We start from the raw sequence: 17912 nt of genomic DNA on the forward strand, positions 1-17912 counted from the left end.
CAATGCTCGGGAAACTCACCCTCGAGGCCATTCCGTACCATGAACCTATCGTCATGGTTACGCTGGCCGCCGTGTGCCTGGGAGGCCTAGCGGTCTTCGGCGCCATCACCTACTTCAAGAAGTGGAAGTATCTCTGGACGGAGTGGCTCACCACCGTCGACCACAAGCGCATCGGTGTGATGTACATCATCGTTGCGCTCATCATGCTGCTGCGCGGCTTTGCCGACGCCATCATGATGCGCACGCAGCTTGCCGTCGCGTCAGCAGACTCGGCCGGCTTCCTGCCCCCGCACCACTACGACCAGATCTTCACCGCCCACGGCGTCATCATGATTTTCTTCATGGCGATGCCCTTCATCACCGGGCTGATGAACATCGTCGTGCCGCTGCAGATCGGCGCCCGCGACGTGGCGTACCCGTTCCTGAACTCGCTGAGCTTCTGGCTGTTCGGCGCCGGCGTCGCGCTGATGATGATCTCGCTGTTCGTGGGCGAATTCGCCGCGACCGGCTGGCTCGCGTATCCGCCGCTGTCCGGGCTGGACTACAGTCCAAGCGTGGGGGTGGATTACTACCTCTGGGCGCTGCAGATCTCCGGTCTGGGAACAACGCTTAGCGGCATCAACTTCATCGTCACCATCCTGCGCATGCGCGCGCCTGGCATGACCCTGATGAAGATGCCGATCTTCACGTGGACCTCGCTGGTCACCAACGTCCTGATCGTCGCCGCCTTCCCCGTGCTGGCCGCGACGCTGGCGCTGCTGACGATGGACCGCTACCTGGGCACGCACTTCTTCACGAACGACGGTGGCGGCAACGTCATGATGTACGTGAACCTGATCTGGATCTGGGGCCACCCCGAGGTCTACATCCTGGTGCTCCCGGCTTTCGGCGTGTATTCGGAAATCGTTGCCACGTTCGCCCGCAAGACGCTGTTCGGCTACAAGTCCATGGTCTACGCCACGGCCGCCATCGGCGTGCTGTCGTTCCTGGTCTGGCTGCACCACTTCTTCACCATGGGTGCGGGGGCCAACGTCAATGCCTTCTTCGGCATAGCGACAATGATCATCTCGATCCCGACCGGGGCGAAGATCTTCAACTGGCTGTTCACCATTTACCGCGGCCGCCTGCGCATCACGACGCCGGTGCTGTGGACGCTGGGCTTCATGATCGTCTTCGTCATCGGCGGCATGACCGGCGTGATGCTGGCCATCCCCGGCGTGTCGTTCGTGCTGCACAACAGCCTGTTCCTGATCGCGCACTTCCACAACACCATCATCGGTGGCGTGGTGTTCGGCTGCATCGCCGGCATGATCTACTGGTTCCCGAAGGCGTTCGGCTTCACGCTGAACGAACGTCTGGGCCGCTACTCGTTCTACTGCTGGTTCGTCGGTTTCTTCCTGGCCTTCATGCCCCTGTACATCCTGGGCTTCAAGGGCATGACGCGCCGCCTGAACCACTACGACAACCCCGAATGGCAGCCGTACCTGCTGGTCGCGCTGGCTGGCGCCGCGCTGATCATGCTGGGCATCTTCTTCCTGCTGCAGCAAGTGTTCGTCTCCGTGCGTCAGCGCAAGCAGAACCAGGACGTCACCGGCGATCCCTGGGATGGCCGCACCCTGGAATGGTCGATCTCCTCGCCCGCGCCTTTCTACAACTTCGCCCACGTTCCTCACGTCGATGAACTGGACCAGTTCTGGGAAGACAAGCAAAGCGGCAAGGCCTACAAGCGCCCGGCCAAGTACGAAGACATCCACATGCCGAAGAACACCGCCGCTGGTGTCTGGATTGGCGCCTTTGGCCTGGTCATGTGCTTTGCGCTGATCTGGCACATCTGGTGGCTGTCGATCGCCGGCCTCGTGGGCATGATCGGTTCGTTCATCGTTCGCGCCTATGACCGCGACGTCGACTACTGGGTCCCGGCCGCGGAAGTCGAACGCATCGAAAACGCTCACTTTGACAAAATGCAGAAGGCCGCCTGAGCCATGATTCAAGCCGTAGCCACTCACCCCCACGCGGGTCACGACGATCACGCGCATCACGACGATGGATCCAAGACCGTTTTCGGTTTCTGGGTCTATCTGATGAGCGACTTGCTGATCTTTTCGGTGCTGTTCGCCACGTTCGCGGTGTTGTCCAACGCCACCGCGGGCGGACCGTCCGGCAAGGAACTGTTCGACCTGAACTTCGTCCTGGTCGAAACGCTGTTGCTGCTGGTGTCCAGCTTCACCTTCGGCATGGCCAACCTGAACGTGCACGCCAACAACAAGAGCCGTGCCATGGGCTGGTTGATGGTCACGTTCCTGTTCGGCGCGGGCTTCATCGCGATGGAAATCTATGAATTCCATCACCTGATCAGCATCGGCGCCGGTCCGGGCCGCAGCGCCTACCTGTCCGCGTTCTTCACGCTGATCGGTACGCACGGCCTGCACGTGACCTTTGGCCTGATCTGGATCATCGTCATGCTCGACATGATCCGCCGCCATGGCCTGGACTCGATCAACAAGCGTCGTCTGGCGTGCCTGAGCCTGTTCTGGCACTTCCTGGACATCGTCTGGATCTGCGTCTTCACCTTTGTCTACCTCCTGGGAGCCCTCTGATGTCGCACTCCGCTGCGGCCGCACACGGCCACGACGATCACGCCGCCGACCACGGCAGCCTGAAGTCCTACATCATCGGTTTCGTGCTCTCGCTGCTGCTCACCTTCGGCTCGTTCGGCCTGGTGATGCACGGCGCGCTGTCCCACACCGCCACCATCATTGGCGTGGTGGCGCTGTGCATACTCCAGCTGCTGGTCCAGCTGGTGTACTTCCTGCACATGGGCGCATCGAAGTCGTCCCGCGACAACCTGGCCACGTTTGTCTTCACCGTGATGATCATCTTCATCATCGTCGGTGGTTCGGCCTGGGTGCTGTACAACATGAACGTCAACATGGGCCACGCCATGTAAGACGGCCTGCCGTTCAGGCAAGCAGAACAGGCGCCCTCGGGCGCCTGTTTTTTTTGCTGCGCTCAAATGAAAGCCACGACCGCGCGTGGTGGGGAACACGGCGGCGGTGCGCGGCGCTGCCGGCGCGCCCGCGTGGGTCAGCGCGCCGGGCCGGCCGCAGTAAGGGTCACGTCGGCGCGACGCGCCAGTTCCACAGCCGTCACGCCAACGAAGGGCTGCACGCGCGCGGCCTGGTTCAGGTCGCACCCCGCCGGGCCTGCGGCCGAGTCGAGCACCTGCTTGACCGCGCGTCCGCCCATCGGGCTCACCGGACCGCTATTGCCCAACTGCCAGGCCAGCACATCCGCCACGGCCATGCCGCAACGCGCCGGCGTCCGGGGCCTGCCGCCGTATTCCAGCAACAAGCGCACCTTGTTGTCCTTGCCCAGGCTCAGCATGGTCACGAGCGGCAGCGCGTCCGGCGCGGCAACGCCTTCCAGCCGCAGGTCCGGATCGCTCCGGTCCGTGGGGTCCGCCCCCACCTTCAACCAGGCCTCGTACAGATCGTCGGGCAGCCACGGCAGGCCCAGCGGCGCGATCCGGTTGCGCAGCGGCACCGCCGCGTCCGCCGCGGCCGCAAGCGGCACACCCGCCGCCACCAGGCGGTCGGCGGTGGCGCGCAGCCGCACGCGCTGGCCGTCCCACGCCGCGCTGTTGCCGTCGGCCACCGCGCGTTGCTCCGCGCGGTTCCACACCGACAGCAGGCTGGACAGCGGCTCCGTGGACAGCGGCGCCTGAGGCGGGCGCGCGGCCTGCATCAGTTGATCGATCAGACCCGGCTGAAGATAGCGGGCCGCCAGCGACAGGCCCTCGTCCAGTCCATTGCGGTCCGGCTTCTCTTTCGTCGCGCCGTAGCCGCCCACCGCGGGATCGGCCCCGTGCGCCAGCGCGAACGTCACGCGCTCGGGGACGGGATAGGTCGCGGCCGGCGTCAGGTCGCCGCCCGGAAATTCACGCAGCGCCGAGAGCAACGGCGTTTCCCACATGGGACTGTTTCCGTAATACATGCGGATATACGCGGCATTGATGTCCGCCCCGCGCGCGAGCAGCTTTTCGGCGAACCAGAAGTTCTTCGGGGTTTGCAGCGCCGCGTGCAGCAGCGAGCGCCCGTTCTTTTCGCGCGCGTTCGGATTGGCGCCCTTTTCCAGCAGGTAGACCAGGTTGTCCTTGCCGTCGCTGTAGTAAGAGATGCGGCGCATCAGCAGCGGCGTGCCGTTGGAGTCCAATGCATCCACCGGCGCGCCCGCGGCAATCAGCATGTCGGCCAGCGCGTAGCGCTCTGCGGCCGGGCGGGTGTCCTTGGCGTCGGGCAATGCGCTGGCCACCAGCGAGAACCCATTGTCAGGGCCATCCGCCTTCGCGCCCGCATCCAGCAGCGCGCGCACCATCTCGAGCTGTTTGCGCGACACGGCCACGGCCAGCGCGGACCTGCCGTATTCGTTCACGCCATCCGGATCCTGACCGCCGGCAAGCTCGGCGCGCACCGCGTTCACATCACCGGCCTGGATCGCCTGAAAGATCGCCAGGCGCGGGCGGCAGGCATTCGCATCAAGCGCCGGGGTTTCCAGCGCGGCGCCGATGCGGGCAGCAACGTTGCCGGGAATGGCTTCCTTGGCCGCAAGGCGCCGCGTGCAATACAGCCGGTAGTCCTCGCGCGCCAGCGCCTCGTAGTAGGCGCGCTCATCGCGCGACGTCTCGCGCCGCTTCCAGCGGGCGTCGGCGCGGTTCAGGTAGGCGGCGGTGCGCGACGGATCGCGCCGCAGCACGTCGGTCAGGATGCGGTCCGCCTGCGCCGTGTCGCCCGACTCGGCCAGCCAGAAGCCGTAGTCGTTCAAGGCGGTCGTCATCTCGGCGTCCTTGCCGGCCGGATCGATCTCGCGATAATCCTGCGCCATCACAAACCGGCGCAGATCGGCCAGCGCCCGCTGGAACTCGGCCGTCTTGGCGCGCGGAATGGCGCGCGCCACCTGATGCAGGGTTCGGAACGTGGCCGTCACATCCGGCGCCGTCTGGTGCTCGAAGCGCACCTGCGCGGGAAACGCGTCCAGCCGCGAGGGATACTCGCGCAGCACCGCCTGCAGCGTCGTCATGGCCTGCGCCCGGCGCGGCTCGTCCCACGGCCGGCCGCTCGTGACCACGGCAAGCTGCACGTCCGCATTCACGGATGCAGCCTCGCCCTTGCCGTCCACCAGAAACCCTATGGCCTTGCCCGCCGGGGTGCGGCGATCGGCCAGGCCGACCCAATAAAAGGCTTCGTCTGCGCGCGGCGACCTGACCGCCACATTCTCCTCACGCGAGGCCGTCCAGCCTTCGGGGTCGATCACCAGCGGCTGCGACCGGAAATCCAGCCGGAAGTCCTTGCCCCCCTCGCGCACATAGCGGTACAGGTACAGGCGGTTCTCCATCTGCCCGACAAGCACCACGTCCTTGACGTTCTCGGTACCCCAGACCCGGCGCTCGGGTTCGCGCAGCGGATAGCGCGACAGGCGGATCGATTCGATGACCGCGCCGATGTCGGATGCCAGGGCCGGTGGCGGCGCTGCCGCCATGCCGGCCAGCGTCAGCGCGACGGCGCCAAACAGACGGGTGACAACGGGGCGGAACGGGCGCGGCATGTAGAGGAAACGTCGGCAATGGAAGGGATGCCGATGATACCTGTCCCCGCCAGACACCCTCGGGTATGTCCCAACGGGGATTGACCCGTAGATGGCACAAACCCGCCGATTATTCGTTATATAGTCGCCCCTACATTGTTTAGTTAACACCTTAGCAAACCGTTTCCGCAGCAGATCATCATGGACGCCGAGCCCGTGCCGCCCTTTACTCCCGACTCCCGCATCGCCGATCGGGCCCAACGGTTTGCCGACGCCTTGTTGCGTCACGCGCCGCCCGTCCATCCCGATGCCGGCTTTTTTGCCGCGGTCCTGGGCACCAGCATCGCGCACGAGGACCTTGCACGCAGCGGCTTGTCGCCCGCCGAACTGAAGGACCTTCTGGACTATCTGTTCCCCGGCGCCCTGACCGGATTCGACACGTCCCTGTCCGCGCTGCGCGAACAGTTCGCCGCCTATGTGGGCAAGGGCGCCAGCGATCCGCAACCCGGGTTCACGCTACTGATGCGCGTGCTGCTGGACGCCTACCGCGCGCCCGGCCCCGAGACGACCCAATGGGTCAGCAGCATCCTCGCGCACGCCTGCCTGCGGCCCGATCACCTGTGGCGCGACCTGGGCCTGTCCGGACGCGAAGACGTCACCGTGCTGCTCGCGCGCCACTACCCCGGGCTGGTGAGCCGCAACGTGGACAACATGCGCTGGAAGAAATTCCTGGCCTACTCCGCCTGCGAACACGCCGGCCTGCCGGCCGCGGCCGCGCCCGGATGCGGCGACTGCGAGGACAGCGAGTTCTGCTACCGGGCCGCGGCATAAGCAGCGGGGCGAGCCATATTTGACCCGCCCGGGCCAAATATGGCCCGGTCTCTTATCTTATGAATCAACGGCTTACGATGAACCGGGTCAAAACTGGCCCGGCTCATCGCGCAAACCCGCGCGTGGCCGGACAAAGACGGCGGCCCGCGTGCAACGCATTCGGCGCTTTTTGTTCGTAGCGCGTTGATTTCACTGCAGTATTTTTCGCTTCGCCAAACCTGGCACGGATTTCGCATATGTCGTTGCATCCCACCTTCGGGATGCTTCTGGCCCCACCGGGCCCAACGACGACACAGGAATCCGTCATGCCTACTCCCGCCTATATCAGCATCACCGGCAAGACCCAAGGCAACATCACCCAGGGCGCCTTCACCGCCGACTCGGTCGGCAACGTCTACGTGGAAGGCCACGAAGACCAGATCCTGGTGCAAGAGATCGAGCACCGCGTCAACACCCCGACCGACCCGCAAAGCGGCCAACCCTCCGGCCAGCGCGTGCACAAACCCTTTACGTTCACCAGCGCGCTGAACAAGGCGACGCCGCTGCTGTACCAGGCCCTGGCCGCCGGCGAAATGCTGCCCAAGGTCGAAGTGAAGTGGTACCGCACTTCCATTGACGGCAAGCAGGAGCACTTCTTCACCACCGAACTGGAAGACGCCACGATCGTGGACATCACCAGCGTCCTGCCGCATGCGCAGGACCCCAGCAAAGCGGACTACACCCAGCTCATCAAGGTGGCCATGGCGTATCGCAAGATCACCTGGACGCATGCGATCGCCGGCACGGAAGCTTCGGACGACTGGCGCAAGCCGCTGGAAAGCTAAGCCGGGCGAGCCGGGCCGCGCCAGTCGCCGCACGGCCCGGCCCCTTCGCGCTCATCGCGCCTCACAGGCGCCGGAGTTGCCCACACCGGTAATTCAGTCCTCTTCTTGACCATCTGCGGCCATAACGATTGCCCCAATCGTCATGGCCGCACAGGATACCGAGATGCCCCGTTTATCCGACATGCGGTTCACGTTCGCCCCCATCGCTGCCAGCGCCAACTTCGAAGTGATCGAATTCACGCTCGACGAAGCGCTCTCCTCGACCTACCAACTGCGCGTGGAGCTGTCCAGCTTTGACCCCGCGGTGGACTTTGGCGCGCTGCTGGACCAGCCTGCGCTATTCACGATCTGGCGCGGCGACACGCCCGTGCGGCACGTGCACGGCGTCGTCACCGGTTTCGAGCAAGGCGATACCGGTTTCCGAAGGACACGCTACCGCGCGGTCGTCGAACCAGCCTTGGCGCGCACGGCGCTCTGCTCGGACTGGCGCATTTTCCAGCAGCAATCCGTGCCCGAGATCCTCGAGCAGATCCTCAAATCCCATGGCATCACCGACTACGAACAGGTCGCTACCAACGAGCACCTGGCGCGCGAGTACTGCGTGCAGGCGGGCGACAGCGACCTGCAGTTTCTCGATCGACTCGCCGCTGAAGAAGGCTTGTTCTACCGGTTTGTCCATTCGGACCACGGCCACCGCCTGATCCACGGCGACCGCATCTACGTGCACGGGACGATCGAAGGCGGTCCCGTGGCTTACAACCCGACGCCCGGAGGCGACCAGCCGGAACCCGCACTGCACCGCTTCACCTACGCCGAGCACGTGCGCACCGCGCGACAGACCCACCGCGACTACACCTACACGCATCCGCAGTACGACCAGGAACACTCTTCGGTCGCGCGCGACATGCCCCATCACTCCACCCGCTACGAACGCTACGACTATCCCGGCCGCTACAAGCGCGACGAAGCCGGCAAGCCCTTCACCCAAAGCCGCCTGCTGGGCCTGCGCCGCGATGCGCGCATGGCCACGGTCGAGGGCGACGACGCGCGGCTCGTGCCCGGCGTCGCGTTCGACCTGACCGGCCATCCGCGAGAGGACTGGAACCACGGCTGGCGGCCGGTGCGCATGCGCCATCACGGCGTGCAGCACACGAGCCAGCAGGAAGAAGCCGCAGAAGCCCTGCAAGGAACCCAGTACCGCTACACCGCCGACATCATCCCGGACCGCGTGGACTGGAAGCCCGAACCCGCTCGCAAACCCCGCATCGACGGCCCGCAAATCGCGTCGGTGGTGGGTCCCGCCAACGAAGAAATCTACTGCGACGACTACGGCCGCGTGAAGGTCCAGTTCCCGTGGGACCGCCTGGGCAGGCACGACGAACACAGCTCCTGCTGGATCCGCGTCTCGCAAAACTGGGCGGGCGCCGCTTGGGGCCACATGGCGATTCCGCGCATTGGACAGGAAGTGATCGTGGACTTTCTGGATGGAGATTGCGATCAGCCCATCATCATCGGACGCACGTATCGCGCGACCAACCTGCCCCCCTACGAATTACCGCAGCACAAGACGCGGATGACGATCAAGAGCAAATCGCACAAAGGCGACGGGTACAACGAGCTGCGTTTCGAGGATGAACTGGATCAAGAAGAGATCTACGTTCATGCGCAGAAGGACCAGAACATTCACGTCAATCACGACGAGACGACGTTTGTGGGAAATGACCGCAGCGAAAGCGTCGGTCGTGACGAAATGCTGAGAGTCGGACAGGACAGGCAAGACCGGATCATGCGCGACGAGCGCATCGATGTTGGCCAAGACCGGCATCTGATCGTCAAACGCGATCAAATCATCGTTGTTGAACGAAGCCAGCAGGTGTCGATCTCCAAGGATTACCTAGAGGAAATTGGTAACCATCGAGTGGAGCGGATCGCAGCGGACTACAAGACGACAGTGGGAGGCCACATCGAAATCGACGTCGAAGGACATCATAGACTTCGAGCCGCCCAGATGGCCTCTATCACGACACAACATCATGAAGTCCATGCGGACTCGATACGCTGGAGCACGCCCGGCGGCGTTCTCTCGTTGGATTCTGGAGGTCTGAAGTTCAATGGCGCGGCCGTCAATTTCAATGCGGGCAACATCGATCTGTCGGGCGGGCAAGGCGGAGTTCCCCTCAACCTCGACGGAATGCCCATCGTGGGCGAACCGGTGTGCGTTGGGTGTTGGATCAAAGCTGCCGTCGATCACAGCCCGGTGGTGAAAACATGAGCGAGCTGAGTCGGAAACTCTTCACCGAGCTGTCGGCACCAGGGCCGCAGCGCCACCTGATCGCGGTAAGCGACATCGCCGGACTGGACGATTCAATGCGCCATGCGGTGAACGATCTATTCGGCGGCCGCTGTTATCCGCTACTACAAAACGAGAAATGGGCTGCGCTGCGCCCCTACTCGCCGCTTCTTCTTGCAGCTCGCTCCACGACTCTCGCAGATTGCGGCAACCTGATGGAAGCGTTTCACGGCCGCCTTCTCAATGCTCTACAGGGGTGGATCATCAGCACACAACCGGCCGACGCACTGGCAACCCATCTTAGCGATGCGACGCTCGCGAGGGGGCCCGACGGTTGCACGTACTTGCTGCGGTACTACGACCCTCTGGTGCTGCCGATACTTCACCAGAGGGCGGATCCAGGCTGGTGGAACTCCTTTGTCGCGCCGATTGTTTCTTGGTGGGTGCCGGGGGCCAACGTGGAGCGCCGGCTGTGGGGTCGTGTTCCGGGTCATGGCGCCCGAGCCGGCAACACCTTTCCGCTGGAGATGCTGACCATGGACGCCGACCTGTGGCAAGCGTTGGCTGAAGACCCATTTCCACATCGCTTGCTCAGAGAAGCACAAACACACGAACCGTCCCTGTTCGACACGGATTGCCGGTACGTCAGGCTTGCGCGGGTTCGAACACACCTGAAAGCGGCAGAAATGCTGCGCCTGTCATCGTCTGAAGACCTCCATGACTACGTCTTCATGGCGTTGAGCCGGCCCGCTCAGCAGCTGAGGGATGACTCGCAGTGGCAACTAGCGCTCCAAATGGCCGCATCGGGCAACGGACGGCTCGGCGCAGCGTATCTGGCGCTTGTCAGTCAGAAAACCTGAATCTTAAAAAATTCGACAATTTCTATGACCAACTCCACCGACGCTATCGAGAGGTTGGTTTTATCCAGCGGCAACGCTGCAAATCGGAATCCCGCAAACACGCCAACGGGCCCCTGCGTGGGATGCAAGCGCTCGGTAAAGATACTACCGCTTCGATACGGCGTTATCGCCAGCACGGATGTGTCTGCGCTGAAAATACTGGCCCCAGATCGGCCCCCTACCCTCGGAAAGGCGCTTGTGCCCAAATTGAGCACGCCGCGCTATGCCATACGCTGGCTCCGAGAGGGATACGTATACGTGCTTACCAAGCGGATTGGTGGACACTTCACGTGCGAGGCGGCTTATCAGGTACACGCGAGCGGCCTACTGCACCCCGTGTGGCCCGACAATCCCGGTGTACCTCGGACGGGCATTGCCGCGCTCGGATCATGGACCATCACCCTTCCAGACCCCGAGGATGTGGAGGAATCGCGATTCCTGTTTTCGAGAGATCCACTGAGCCCCGTCATCTTGGCACGCTATCGCGATATCAGCGCCTTCCGCAATCGCTTGCAAAAGTTCGACGTTCGGGGTCTCGTTCAAGGATGCAGCGTTTATCACGACGTCCTTGCTCCAGATGAGATCCCCGCCAGAGTCGCCGAGTATCTCGCAAGCTCCAATCCGGCTACCCAAAACGCGCTGGAAGATCAGGCGTTTCCGCCTTTTCGGAGCGGACTCAATCCTGGTGCCGCCCCGGCCGACATGGGTTCGATCTTGACCAGCGTTCATCGGGAGCTGTGCGTAGACCAAGGGTTCGCCTTTGTCCTGGAGGATGCAATCGGCATCGCGCAGGAGCTCAATACTTGGCGCAATGACGCGGTCGAAAAAATGCGCCCCTGGCTGGAAACGAAAGACCACGAGGGTATCAGTAACGAACGCCGTTACGCCGTGGCCCAGGCACTGGACAACGTCAAGTCCGCAATGCAGAAAGGTCACCTGGCGCGTGCGACACGGCGAGGTGAGCGGCTATTGGAACAGGTCACGAAAATCAACGCTGGGTACCCACCCGGGTTGCAGTTTGGAGGTCAATACCAGCATCTTTATACGCCCGAACGCGTACGAGAGATCGCAGCCAAAGAATCGGCGACTGCCTTCGATAGGTATCAGAAGCTTTTGGACTGGGATACCGCCAAGGCAGGTGTACAGCGCGAATTTCATCAACGCGACAAAGCGGTCCAGCAAGAAATGGATGCGCGTAGCGCGGATCACCTGGCCTGGATTGCAAGTCCGGCGATGCTCGCCGCGCTTGACTTGTACGACCGGGACGAGCCAGTGTGGGGGATGGCCTTTGCTGAACAGATCGGCCTGAGCGTGATTGGTCTGAACGGATGCCCTGATGGCAACTCACATCTGGAAAGCTGGTGGACCGACACCGAGATTGGACCGGGAAATTTGGGGCTGCGCGCGATGACGCGCAATCAGATTGCCATCGAGGTTGAAACAAGGATGGCACTGGCAAAGGCTAAAGCGGACGACGTCTTGACTGTTGATAACGCCGCCTTGCTGCTCGGTACGGCGGGGGAACGTTTTAAGAATTTGGCTGACCTTATTGCGAAGTCGGATGCGGCAGTCGACGCGGCTAGAAAGGCAGGCACTCACGCTTGGTTCACCGGCAGGCCACTGGGGCACGTTTTTACGCTCTTCGCGCAGCTCAATCAGTTCGTGCTCAAGCAAGTGCCAGGCAACGCCGTTGACCGCCGATTACTTGTTCCCTTTATGGGCCTGATGCACGCCCAATTGGGGCGTGCAGCAACGAACATACGGCTTCAAGACCTGGCGCATGCGGGTCAGGCTGCCAGCGCGTCGCGCGTTTCCGGTCAGTTGAATGCACATATCGGACGCGCCCGAGAAGCGCTTGCGCGCGAATTCCAGACCGGAGGTAACAGCGAGTTCTACAAAATTCGAGGCGGGGCAATCATCGCGCTTATCGAGGCCGTCTTGCTCCTGGCCAAGGGTAGCGCCTCTGACAAGGACACACGGCAGTGGGCGGAGTTGACTGCCGCAGGACTGACAACGGCGGCCGCAGGTTTCGAGTTGGCTGCGATGAGCGTGGGATCGGTGGCTGCAAGGTATGGTGCGCATACAGTGGCCGGCAGGGGAGCAAGGATTGCCTTAGGCGGCCTCAAGCTGGCAGGCGGAGGATTAGCCACCATTGGAGGGGGGATTCTGGTCGCATTGGATGTCGCAGAAGTGCGGAGAGCCTTTGCCCAAGGCAAGTCAACGTTGGGCTTAGCGTACGTCGCGCACGCCGTTGTAGCCATGGGCATTACCGGAATCTCCGCGTCCATATCGCTATCGACCTCCGGCCCGCTACTCCGTTGGATCCTTCTAAACACGGAGCGGCAACTCCTTCGAGCCGCCCTGCCCGTACTCATTCGCCAAGCAGAGAGCCTCGCAGCCGTCCAAATTTCTGCATTGCTCGGTTTAGCGTTGGGATGGAGCACAGCCATAGGTCTGTTGATCACCGCGGCGATTTGGGTGTTAGAGCCAGACGAGATGGAAACATGGTGCGCCCACTGCTGCTTCGGCTCGCGCTCGCAGGATAGTTTTGCCAAGCCATTCGTAGACGAGGCGACCGAACTACGAAAATTGTATGAAGCTTTGAGGACGGTGAGCTGAATGTATTTTATCGAAGCGCAGGCCTGGGCAATGCAGACAACGGCAACATTACGTGGGGAGTATGAGGATGCCATTAAGGTAGCTACAGCGGATGAAAAGGAGCTTAAGGCCAATATCGGAAAAGAATTTGTACGGGAGATCGGCATTGATGAGAAAGTCAGCGAGCATCCCAGTGCTACAGGCTCGATCTACGCGTTTAACGATATCTATATCGAGCTTCGAGCTGGCGCACTTCAAGATAAGCGTGGTTTCCTTACGCTATTCACTTTACCGGCGCTCTATCTAGTGTTGACGCTGCTGGAGATGAGTACCATCTTCAGCACAGTGTGGTGGACTCACGTCTATCCATGGTCGAGCAGGCCGGCAGATGCGGGCGACTACATTGCCGCTCTTGCGTTGCCCCTGATAACGCTGGCGCTGATTCTCGTGCTTCGTCGATTTGCATGGCGCTGGCTACGCCTCGAAAACTTTGTTCAACGCCGTCTGCTGATCCGCTTCAATCGCATTACTCGCCAGGTGTATCTGCACCGTCCTCGATACGCAGGTGGAATTGCGGTCCTCGCATGGGAACAGGTCTCGGCGGAAGCTGGGGTGGGCAAGCCTGAGGTTGCCGGCACGGGCACTCAGCTTTTGCTGGCCTGGACGCAGGACATGACGGGACTGCCTCACAGTCACCTCATGTTTGTGGGCAAGACGGCCGATGGGACCAGTGACTTGGTCAATCTCTGGGAGTTCATTCGGCGATACATGGAAGAAGGCCCCGATTCCGTACCGCGCCCCCGCAGACTGCTGACCAAGCTGCCTTGGCCTTGGCTGTCGCTCGCGGCCCCCTGGAGCTTCCTTAAGCCGCTCTGGCGAGCTGGCCAGCGGCGGCTAGTCGTTTGGCTGTCGGTGTTGCTATCTCCCGTCATGTTGATTCACGCAGCAGGGCATTGGATTTCGCTGCTCCTGTGCTGGGAGCCGCGCTGGCCCAAGATCATTCGCCAAGCGGGACTGCCAGGAAAACCGTGCCCCCCCCTGTCGGTGGCAGCCGACTGGCCACCTGTTCCCCCACCGACGAACGCTCCTCATCCCCATACGGGGCGTCCATGAACAAACCATTTGTTGTGTTGAGCGATTCGACCACACACGCCGGGAAGGTGGTCTCAGCGACGACCGGCTTCACCGCAGGAGGCTCGCCCGTGGCAGGGCATGGAGATGCCGTTCAATGCCCCCTCCACGGTGCCACTTCAATCATTGCTAGTTGCGCCGGCTTCCAAAGTAACGGCAAGACCCCTGCCCGCGAGGGTGACAGCACTTCGTGTGGCGCCATACTAGTTGCGTCTCAGCGCGGCGTGAACGCAGGAAGCTAGCCGTACTGGAGGGCAAAGACTGATGCCGCACCCAAAACCCCTACTCACGTTTCAACAAATGCTGGCCAACCTGAAGGCGCGTCCGGATTGGCAGGCGCTTCCAGACATACGGGTTGCCATGTGGCCGCAGCAGGTCAGCTTCTGCGACGACATCTCGGACGAACGGCTATTCAACGAACAGTACATTGAAAGTCGCCTATTTGCAGGAAAGGCAGCGTTCGTTCTCTACCTATTGTGTGGTGCCACATTGGCCTCGCTCGTTTGCTTCGCCTATGACGCATGGCTGAGCCATTCTGCGGGCAGCACGCTCTACAGCTTTCTTTCCAAGAGCTGGATATTGCTGACTTTCGCCGCGTTCACAGGCGTTTTGGCGATTGCGCTCCTGAAGCTGGAGCCGATATGCGTGCGCTTTAATCGCCAAGCTCAGGTCGTTCACATCTACAAGGGGCGGAAAAGCGCAGCAACGGTTGCATGGAGAGACGTGCATCCTTTCACCGAATTCAGTCCGTCCGCAGACGGCAAGTTTGCAATCAACCTCGTGTTTCAAACGGGGCCGACTGCCTTCACGATGGCTTCTGGCGCGTTCGACATCGGCGACGAGTCGGCGTTCGTCGACAACCTCACCCGTCTCGAATTCCTGCGACGCTACATGGCCGAAGGCCTGTGCGCGATCCAACCCGATCCGGCACGTACACCCTACAGGCCCAGCGGCTTTTCCAAGGCAGTCACGTTCAAGGAAGATGGGCTGCTCACTTATCTCTTCGCGATCCTGCTGGTGAAGCCCGCCTACTACCTCGCCGGCGGCCCCTTAATCGATCGCCATCTAGTCCGTCGCACGGCGAACGTCGAGTGGCCCGAGGAGGTGGAGCGCTTGTGCTCGCCGGGCGCTGATGTGACCGGTTATGACGCCACGCCCGTGCAAGCGAGCAGGGACGTCTTTCACCGCTTCAATGGCCGCGGATTCGACTTGGTAAATCTACAAGGCGAAGTGATTGGTTGAGCACTCGTTACCTCACCCCAAAATCAATTTTCCGCCGACCGGCCTTCCTCATATCGCCACTAACGGATTCTGTTCGGCTTAGCGCTTTCACGGAACCACAGCCGCCATCAGAGATGACCCACCAATGACCGAATTGCAGCCGACCCACAGCTTCGATGAGATGCTGGCAAATTTGAAAGCCGCACCAGATTGGCAACAGCTTCCCGATATCCGCCTTGCAATGTCGCCGCAGCGCGTCAGATTCGTAGACGATGTATCTGACAAGACGATGTTTAACGAGCGTTACATGGAGAGTCACGTCTTCGTTGGGAAAATGGCATTTGCGCTATACGGGACGTGCGGCGCGTTCGTCGCTACATCAACGGTCCTGGCTATTGCCATTACGCATGATGTCCTTGCGAAAAAAAGTTTGGGCGACATCGCTTTCCAGTACGGCATAATGGTTGTCTTCGCTGTCCTGATGGTCGCATTGGCATACTTTTTCGGCAGATCCGAGCCGGCTTGTGTTCGGTTCAATCGGCAAGCCCAGTTGGTCCACATATATCAGAGCCCTGGAAAGGCGATCACCGCCGCATGGCGCGAGGTTCATCCTTTTACCAAGTTCAGGCCACCCGGCGAAGGTTCGTTTTCGCTCAAACTCGTCTTTCGCATCGGCACCGCAGATTGGGTGGTAGCTCCAGGTGCATTCGATTTTGGTGACGACTCGTCCTTATCAGACAACCTCCTTCGCCTGGAATTTCTGCGCCGATACATGGCCGAGGGCTTAGGTTCCATACAGCCAGATCCGGCGCGCAGTGCGTACAAACCCAGCGGGTTCTCAAAAGCCGTCTCGCTTAAAGATGACCATCTGATCACGGTTCTGTTTGCAAAACTCGTGGCCCTGCCCGGCTACTACCTGGCCGGCGGCCCGCTCATAGATCGATATCTTTTGCGCCGTGCCGCGAATCTGCAGTGGCCTGCCGAAGTCGAACAGCTTTGCGCCCAAGGCGCCGACCTGAGCGGTTATGACACGACGCCCGTGCAAGCAAACAAAAGCATATTCCACCGATTCAACGGTCAAGGCTTCGACCTGGTCGACATCAATGGAACCGTGCTCGGCTGAACGACATACATAGATTCCCTCCGCCATGTATCCGGCGCATTACCTAACAGCATCGGAACTATCCCGGAAGGACTCATGCAACTCGTCCTGTCTGCTTCATGTCGGCAGCGCAGACACCGCGCCTGCGCAGCGGGCGTCCGGTTCCAAGAACGCGCACCCATTCGCCACTTCGACGCGAACTAGCTCATGTCCAACCAAAATGCTCTGCTCACTTTTAAAGAAATGCTGTCCAACCTGCGGGCACGATCAGACTGGCAATCGCTACCTGATATCCGTATCGCAATGTGGCCTGGCCAGGTGAGCTTTTCCGACGATCTCTCAGATCGGAGTCTGTTTAACGAGCGATACATAGAGAGCCGGATCTTCGTCGGAAAGCTGGCCTTTGTTCTCTATCTCGTATCCGGCGCATTCATTTTCACGACGAGCGCGTTCGTGTGGCTTATGTTCGACTGGATATCAGGCGGCGGGTCTGTGGCAGAGGGGCTGGTGCTGCACTGGGACATGGGCGCCTTTGGACTGTTCAGCCTCGTTTTAGGATATGCGCTAAGCAGAATTACACCTGCTTGCGTCCGGTTCAATCGCCAAGCTCAGGCCGTTCACATCTACAACGGAAAGAACAAGGCAACTACGGTTTTGTGGCGAGACGTCCACGCGTTTACCGAATTCAGCGCGTCCGCGGACGGTAAGTTCACCCTTCGACTCGTGTTCAAGACGGAACCCTCCGGCCTCGCCATGACCTCCGGCGCTTTCGATGTGGCTGATGAGTCAGCGCTCGTCTCGAACCTCACCCGCCTCGAGTTCCTTCGTCGCTACATGGCCGGAGGCCTTGCATCCATTCAGCCCGATCCGCATTGCGTTTCCGCCCAGCCAAGCGGGTTCACACCGCCCGTCATGCTGAAAGACGACGGTTTGATCGAGTTCCTCATCGCAAAATTTGTAGTGCTGCCGGCGTACCTATTGGCGGGCGGCCCGCTGATCGATCGTTATCTGCTGAGGCGCGCTGCCGACGCTCAGTGGCCAGCCGAGGTTGAACGCCTTTGTGCCACAGGAGCCGATCTGAGCGGCTACGACACGGCTCCCGTGCAGGCCCATGAACACGTGTATCACCGATTCAACGGCCGAGGATTCGACTTGGTCAATTCGCAAGGAGCTCCATGCAACCCATCGTCCTAGTCGGCCATCACCACGCCTGCCCCACTCACGGCCGCGGCACTGTCATTACCGGCGCCGCGCAAGCCCACGTCAACGGCCGCCCCATCGCGCGGGTCGGGGACAAGATCAGCTGTGGGGCAGTGATCGTGACGGGGTCGCCCACTGCCACGCTGGAGGGACGGGCCATCGCCCGGCTGGGCGACACCACGAGCCATGGTGGCGTATTGGTCGAGGGAGAATCGGCGTGGCTGGTGGACTGAGCG

General features: G+C 61.5%; 15 protein-coding genes. 14 read left to right on the forward strand and 1 reads right to left on the reverse strand.

The window, feature by feature from the left end; translation table 11 throughout:
- Window positions 1–2: 2 nt before the first annotated feature.
- Genes cyoB through cyoD form a run of 3 tightly spaced genes read left to right on the forward strand, consistent with a single transcriptional unit; the run spans window position 3 to window position 2947 of the window.
- The gene (gene cyoB, locus H4P35_RS21130) at window positions 3–1979 is read left to right on the forward strand and encodes a cytochrome o ubiquinol oxidase subunit I (RefSeq protein ID WP_056326363.1); all 1977 of its coding nucleotides are present in this window, start codon (window positions 3–5) and stop codon (window positions 1977–1979) included.
- A gap of 3 nt (window positions 1980–1982) precedes the next feature.
- Window positions 1983–2597 (forward strand): cytochrome o ubiquinol oxidase subunit III, encoded by a 615-nt coding sequence (gene cyoC, locus H4P35_RS21135; protein ID WP_056326361.1) that lies wholly within the window; start codon window positions 1983–1985, stop codon window positions 2595–2597.
- Window positions 2597–2947, forward strand: a complete 351-nt coding sequence (cyoD, locus tag H4P35_RS21140) for a cytochrome o ubiquinol oxidase subunit IV (RefSeq protein ID WP_056326358.1) — start codon at window positions 2597–2599, stop codon at window positions 2945–2947. Before cyoC ends, cyoD begins: the two co-directional genes overlap by 1 nt.
- A 137-nt stretch (window positions 2948–3084) precedes the next feature.
- Here the strand turns inward: cyoD and H4P35_RS21145 are convergent, their stop codons facing one another.
- Window positions 3085–5601, reverse strand: coding sequence for an ankyrin repeat domain-containing protein (locus H4P35_RS21145; protein ID WP_226846849.1), 2517 nt, complete (start codon window positions 5599–5601; stop codon window positions 3085–3087).
- A gap of 180 nt (window positions 5602–5781) precedes the next feature.
- Between H4P35_RS21145 and H4P35_RS21150 the strand changes: the two genes are divergently transcribed.
- The 11 genes from H4P35_RS21150 (at window position 5782) to H4P35_RS21200 (ending at window position 17909) form a co-directional block, all read left to right on the forward strand.
- Window positions 5782–6411 (forward strand): nitrogen fixation protein NifQ, encoded by a 630-nt coding sequence (locus tag H4P35_RS21150; RefSeq protein WP_226846851.1) that lies wholly within the window; start codon window positions 5782–5784, stop codon window positions 6409–6411.
- A 305-nt stretch (window positions 6412–6716) separates the two neighbouring features.
- Window positions 6717–7235 carry an Hcp family type VI secretion system effector gene (locus H4P35_RS21155; protein WP_056326349.1) on the forward strand — a complete coding sequence of 173 codons (519 nt, stop codon included), beginning with the start codon at window positions 6717–6719 and terminating at the stop codon, window positions 7233–7235.
- A 163-nt stretch (window positions 7236–7398) separates the two neighbouring features.
- Entirely contained in the window at window positions 7399–9507 is a 2109-nt protein-coding gene (locus H4P35_RS21160) for a type VI secretion system Vgr family protein (protein ID WP_226846859.1), read from the forward strand.
- Entirely contained in the window at window positions 9504–10385 is an 882-nt protein-coding gene (locus H4P35_RS21165; protein WP_226846861.1) for a DUF4123 domain-containing protein, read from the forward strand. Before H4P35_RS21160 ends, H4P35_RS21165 begins: the two co-directional genes overlap by 4 nt.
- Before the next feature lie 24 nt (window positions 10386–10409).
- Complete coding sequence (locus H4P35_RS21170; RefSeq protein WP_304518349.1) at window positions 10410–13043, forward strand: T6SS effector BTH_I2691 family protein; 2634 nt, start codon at window positions 10410–10412, stop codon at window positions 13041–13043.
- Window positions 13044–14135 carry a DUF6708 domain-containing protein gene (locus H4P35_RS21175; RefSeq protein ID WP_226846865.1) on the forward strand — a complete coding sequence of 364 codons (1092 nt, stop codon included), beginning with the start codon at window positions 13044–13046 and terminating at the stop codon, window positions 14133–14135. It begins immediately after the preceding gene.
- Window positions 14132–14395 carry a PAAR domain-containing protein gene (locus H4P35_RS27285; protein ID WP_081100938.1) on the forward strand — a complete coding sequence of 88 codons (264 nt, stop codon included), beginning with the start codon at window positions 14132–14134 and terminating at the stop codon, window positions 14393–14395. Before H4P35_RS21175 ends, H4P35_RS27285 begins: the two co-directional genes overlap by 4 nt.
- Before the next feature lie 58 nt (window positions 14396–14453).
- Entirely contained in the window at window positions 14454–15395 is a 942-nt protein-coding gene (locus tag H4P35_RS21185; protein ID WP_226846867.1) for a hypothetical protein, read from the forward strand.
- 124 nt (window positions 15396–15519) lie between these two features.
- Window positions 15520–16497 (forward strand): hypothetical protein, encoded by a 978-nt coding sequence (locus H4P35_RS21190; RefSeq protein WP_226846869.1) that lies wholly within the window; start codon window positions 15520–15522, stop codon window positions 16495–16497.
- Between the two features lie 186 nt (window positions 16498–16683).
- Window positions 16684–17670 carry a hypothetical protein gene (locus H4P35_RS21195; RefSeq protein ID WP_226846871.1) on the forward strand — a complete coding sequence of 329 codons (987 nt, stop codon included), beginning with the start codon at window positions 16684–16686 and terminating at the stop codon, window positions 17668–17670.
- Window positions 17652–17909 (forward strand): PAAR domain-containing protein, encoded by a 258-nt coding sequence (locus H4P35_RS21200; RefSeq protein ID WP_226846873.1) that lies wholly within the window; start codon window positions 17652–17654, stop codon window positions 17907–17909. The genes H4P35_RS21195 and H4P35_RS21200 overlap by 19 nt, the downstream gene beginning before the upstream one ends.
- Window positions 17910–17912 lie beyond the last annotated feature (3 nt).

The organism is Achromobacter sp. 77 (genome assembly GCF_020541125.1).
In the GTDB taxonomy this organism is placed as follows: Bacteria; Pseudomonadota; Gammaproteobacteria; order Burkholderiales; family Burkholderiaceae_B; genus Achromobacter; species Achromobacter mucicolens.